1 protein-coding gene is annotated in these 605 nt (G+C 47.1%); it reads right to left on the bottom strand.

Annotated elements, in window-relative coordinates; all coding sequences use genetic code 11:
• A partial coding sequence (mnmA, locus tag ACTQ48_RS11405) for a tRNA 2-thiouridine(34) synthase MnmA (protein ID WP_441571030.1) occupies positions 1-605 on the bottom strand: 605 nt, incomplete at both ends.

Genomic DNA, 605 nt, shown 5'->3' with positions numbered 1-605 from the left:
AATACCGAGTCCTCCACGCTGACCGATGGTGTAGTACATCAGTCCTGCGTGCTCACCCATATCGCGACCATCGACTGTCAGCATGCGGCCTGGCTGTGCGGGTAGGTATTGACCAAGAAATTCCTTGAAGTTTTTCTCACCGATAAAACAAATCCCTGTTGAATCTTTTTTCTTAGCGGTTGCGAGCCCTGCACGCTCTGCAATAGCACGCACTTCTGGCTTTTGCAAATGCCCCAAAGGAAACAGGGTCTTTTGCAACTGCTCTTGAGATAATTGGCTAAGGAAGTAGGTTTGATCCTTGCCGTTATCAGCTCCACGCAACATATGAACCAGCCCGTCTTCATCACTTGTCACTTGTGCATAGTGGCCTGTCGCCACATAATCTGCTCCCAAAGTCAGTGCATAGTCCAAGACAGCCTTGAATTTAATTTCTTTGTTACACATGACATCAGGATTTGGCGTCCGACCAGCTCTATACTCCTCAAGAAAGTATGCAAAGACTCGATCCCAGTACTCTTTTTCAAAGTTGACGGAGTAGTAAGGAATCCCAATTTGATCTGCCACTGCAGCCACATCTTTGTAGTCCTCTGTTGCTGTACAAAAGC

The sequence above is a fragment of the Collinsella sp. Sow4_E3 genome, assembly GCF_052116285.1.
Classification (GTDB): Bacteria; Actinomycetota; Coriobacteriia; order Coriobacteriales; family Coriobacteriaceae; genus Collinsella.
This window is presented reverse-complemented; position numbering and strand designations above follow the sequence as displayed.